The sequence below is a fragment of the Agriterribacter sp. genome (genome assembly GCF_035444585.1).
In the GTDB taxonomy this organism is placed as follows: Bacteria; Bacteroidota; Bacteroidia; order Chitinophagales; family Chitinophagaceae; genus Agriterribacter.
The window spans coordinates 1-3,693 of the sequence record NZ_DAOMOZ010000323.1; the positions used below are offsets into that span (position 1 = coordinate 1).

Annotated in this window: 4 protein-coding genes; all 4 read left to right on the top strand. The window is 41.3% G+C overall.

Annotated elements, in window-relative coordinates; translation table 11 throughout:
- Window positions 1-525 precede the first annotated feature (525 nt).
- The 4 genes from PLH26_RS20905 to PLH26_RS20920 all read left to right on the top strand — a co-directional run bounded on the left by PLH26_RS20905 (window position 526) and on the right by PLH26_RS20920 (window position 3,515).
- Window positions 526-927 (top strand): hypothetical protein, encoded by a 402-nt coding sequence (locus PLH26_RS20905; protein WP_324587960.1) that lies wholly within the window; start codon window positions 526-528, stop codon window positions 925-927.
- A gap of 6 nt (window positions 928-933) precedes the next feature.
- Window positions 934-1,140, top strand: coding sequence for a helix-turn-helix transcriptional regulator (locus tag PLH26_RS20910; RefSeq protein WP_324587961.1), 207 nt, complete (start codon window positions 934-936; stop codon window positions 1,138-1,140).
- A 42-nt stretch (window positions 1,141-1,182) separates the two neighbouring features.
- Window positions 1,183-2,613: a 23S rRNA (uracil(1939)-C(5))-methyltransferase RlmD gene (rlmD, locus tag PLH26_RS20915; protein WP_324587962.1), complete on the top strand. Its 1,431-nt coding sequence runs from the start codon at window positions 1,183-1,185 to the stop codon at window positions 2,611-2,613.
- A gap of 197 nt (window positions 2,614-2,810) precedes the next feature.
- Window positions 2,811-3,515, top strand: coding sequence for a rhomboid family intramembrane serine protease (locus PLH26_RS20920; RefSeq protein ID WP_324587963.1), 705 nt, complete (start codon window positions 2,811-2,813; stop codon window positions 3,513-3,515).
- The last annotated feature ends 178 nt before the right edge of the window (window positions 3,516-3,693 follow it).

The window sequence follows — 3,693 nt, forward strand, 5'->3', positions numbered from 1 at the left end:
CATGATAAAATTACGAACAACTTGTTTTGCAGGGTAAAAATTCGCGTACTACTTTTACATCAGCAAATGAGGAAAGAGAAAAAGACAAGCAATCGTGAAGCAGGAAAATGGCAAGTGTTAGAGGCATCTAAATGAAAGCAGCAACGTTGCGATCATTTACAGAACAAGACTGATTAAGAATTTTCATATGGCAAGCAATCGTTAGAGGTCATCTGTTTCTACAGAAGACCTTTTTTTTATTTACGGTGCCAAATCTACAGTATTTTTCATTAAAATTATTTTTTTCTTAATCTTTTATTTTGCGGGATGATTTACTCCCAATCGCCAACCCAACCCATCCGGTTTCCTGGTTTTTCATCTTTTTAAAGCGTATAACCGGTTAACGATCAATACCAAATAGCTCAAGTTCTGCTAAACCCATAATTCATTGCTGCGTAAAAATTTAAAATATTCCGTGAAAGGAAGCAGGTAATATTTTATAAATGTAAACTATACATTACATTTGGTAATGTAAAAATTACTTTTATGAAGCAAAGTTCTTTTCCTTATTCATATTGGGTAAAAATATTAGGGCTGCTGATAATTATCGCAGGAGTGATCAGCTTTTTTCGGCAGTATCATAAAAAGGGGATTCTTGATACCAATGAATTGGCCGTCGGGCTTAGCTGGGGACTTGTTTTTATCTTTTTTTCCAAAGAAAGAACAGACGACGAAATGATGCATGGCCTTAAATTCAAGGCGTTAACACGCGCTATCATCGTGGCGTTTTCTATTACTCATCTTTACAATTATCTTTTTCTCAATTGGCGTTTCAGGCGGGAGTATGATGTGATCCTTTCTGTTTCTGCCTACCAGTTTTTAGCCCTGACGCTCATTATTGCCACAATAAGCTTTCATTATCTGAAGCATCAGGCAATATTAAAATGATGCGGGATGAAGAATTTTATTAAAGTTGAGCGGGCAAAGCAAAATATGACACAGGCAGAATTGGCCGAAAAAGTGAAAGTTGCCCGGCAAACCATCATTGCAATTGAAGCCGGCAGGTTCGTTCCTTCTGCAATGCTGGCCTTCAAAATTGCAGCAGTACTCAATTGTAAGGCACACGAAGTTTTTGAGCTTGAAGATAAGGATTGGCTGTAGGATTGGATGCAGCATGGCGCACAAGGCGTACTTTTGCGGTTCATGAGCCGAAAAAAAGTCAAAAACCAGGTGCTGGAACGGGTACTGGTAGAGGATTACGCAGCAGAGGGCAAATCTCTCGGCAGGATAGATGGCAAAGTAATTTTTATTGAAGGCGCTGTTCCGGGCGACATAGCGGATGTGTTACTGGGAAAAAATAAAAAAGACTGGGCAGAAGGGAAAGCTATTCGCATACATACCCTGTCTGCGAACAGGACCGAACCTTTTTGCAGTCATTTTGGGATTTGCGGGGGATGCAAATGGCAGATGCTGCCTTATGAGCAACAACTGGCATATAAGCAAAATGAAGTAGAGCAAAACCTTCGCAGGCTGGGGCGCATCAACCTGCCGCCCGTAATGCCTATTCTGGGTTGCGATAAAACCGTACGCTACCGCAATAAATTAGAATTTACTTTCAGCAACCACAGGTATAAAACATGGGATGAAATACAAAATGATCCCCTGCCCCTGCAACCGCGGGGCGAAAGAAAAGAAGACCCTGCGCTGGGCTTTCATGTACCGCGTATTTTTGATAAGGTTATTGATATCACTACCTGTCACCTGATGGAAGAGCCCACCAATCTTATCAAAAACACTGTGCGTGAATTTTCTATACGGCAGGGATATCCTTTTTATGATATCCGGCAACACACCGGATGGCTGCGTAATCTTATTATACGGGTATGCACCACTGGTGAAGTAATGGTAAATATTTGTGTGGCCTATGAAGAAAAAGCAGAACAGCAAAAGTTGATGGATCATTTGCTGGCCCGGGTTCCTTCCATTACCACTTTACTGTATACCATCAATCCCAAAAGAAACGACAGCATATACGACCTGGAACCCGAAATATATTATGGTAAAGGGTATATCACGGAATGGCTCGAAGACTTCCGGTTCAAGATAAGCCCGAAATCTTTTTTTCAAACCAACAGCCGGCAGGGCGAGAAATTATACCAGGTAACCAGGGAATTTGCTGAGTTAACCGGCAATGAAACGGTATACGACCTGTATTGCGGCACGGGCAGCATCGGCATTTTTGTAAGCAAGCTGGCAAAAAAAGTTATAGGTGTGGAGCTTATACCCGAAGCCATAGCTGATGCAAGAGAGAACGCTTTATTGAATAATGTGGCACATGCAGATTTTTTTTCGGGAGATGTAATTGATATATGCAATGATGCTTTTTTTATGCAGCACGGGAAACCCGATGTAATCATTACCGATCCACCCCGCGCCGGTATGCACGATAAATTAGTGCAGAAAATATTGGAAATGCGGGCCCCGCTGGTGGTATACGTTAGCTGCAACAGTGCCACGCAGGCCAGGGACCTGCAGCTGCTGCATGAAAAATACGAGGTAACAAAAGTACAGCCTGTAGATATGTTTCCCCATACGCATCATATTGAAAATGTAGTTCAGTTAAAACTAAGATAATATAGTAGCGGCATGAAGGAACTGTTTTAATGGTGCGGTTTAGAGGATATGCCTGATGATCATCATTGACGACATAAGTAATAATGTTCCGGGTTTATTTTCTCCGTGTCTTCATGACTTTGTGGTAAATTATTGCTTTTTAGACAGCCTCATTATGCCGTATGGTTTATTTTCGCACATTAATCAATTGAATAATTATGACAGAATTTCGCCCGGGTGGATTTCAGGTATTGCCAATTGTGGTAAAAAATTTACTGATCATCAATGGACTGGTTTTTTTAGCCCAGGTAACATTTCAGCAAACGGGAATGTTTTCACTGGAGAATCTTTTTGCATTGCATGATGTGCATTCGGTTTATTTCCGGCCGCATCAGTTGGTAACACATCTTTTTATGCATGGAAGCTTTGGACACATTTTCTTCAACATGTTTGCATTGTGGATGTTTGGCAATGTACTGGAAAATTACTGGGGCGCTAAAAGATTCCTCATTTTTTATATGGCCTGCGGTCTGGGAGCAGGGCTATTGCATCTGGGCGTTTTGTATATCGAGAACGTTCCCATCATGGAGCTCTTTCATTCTTTATCTCCGGATCAGCAGGCGGATCTTTTGTATTCTCCCAATTTCAAGATCAATACTGCCACCGTAGGTGCTTCGGGTGCAGTTTTTGGCTGCCTTGCGGCATTCGGTTATCTCTTCCCCAACAGCCTTATATATTTGTATTTTTTTATACCCATTAAAGCCAAATGGTTTGTATTGATGTATGCGGCTATGGAATTTTATATGGGCGTTCGCAATTCTGCCGGCGACAATGTAGCCCACTGGGCGCACCTGGGCGGCGCTCTGGTAGGCTTTTTGCTGGTGTTGTACTGGAATAAAAGGAACCGCAGAAGATTTTATTAGTAATTTTACATGCCGGTATGAAGCTTAAGTATAATTATGAAAATATTACTTTGTAGCAGCTTCGGGAATTAGGTCATTTTAGAATAAGCGCAATACTGGTTTGAAGTGTAAATTTTTTAAGTATGGGGGTGCTTGAGCAAACAAAAACGAGGAAGGTTTTTTTTGGTGCGGATAATGA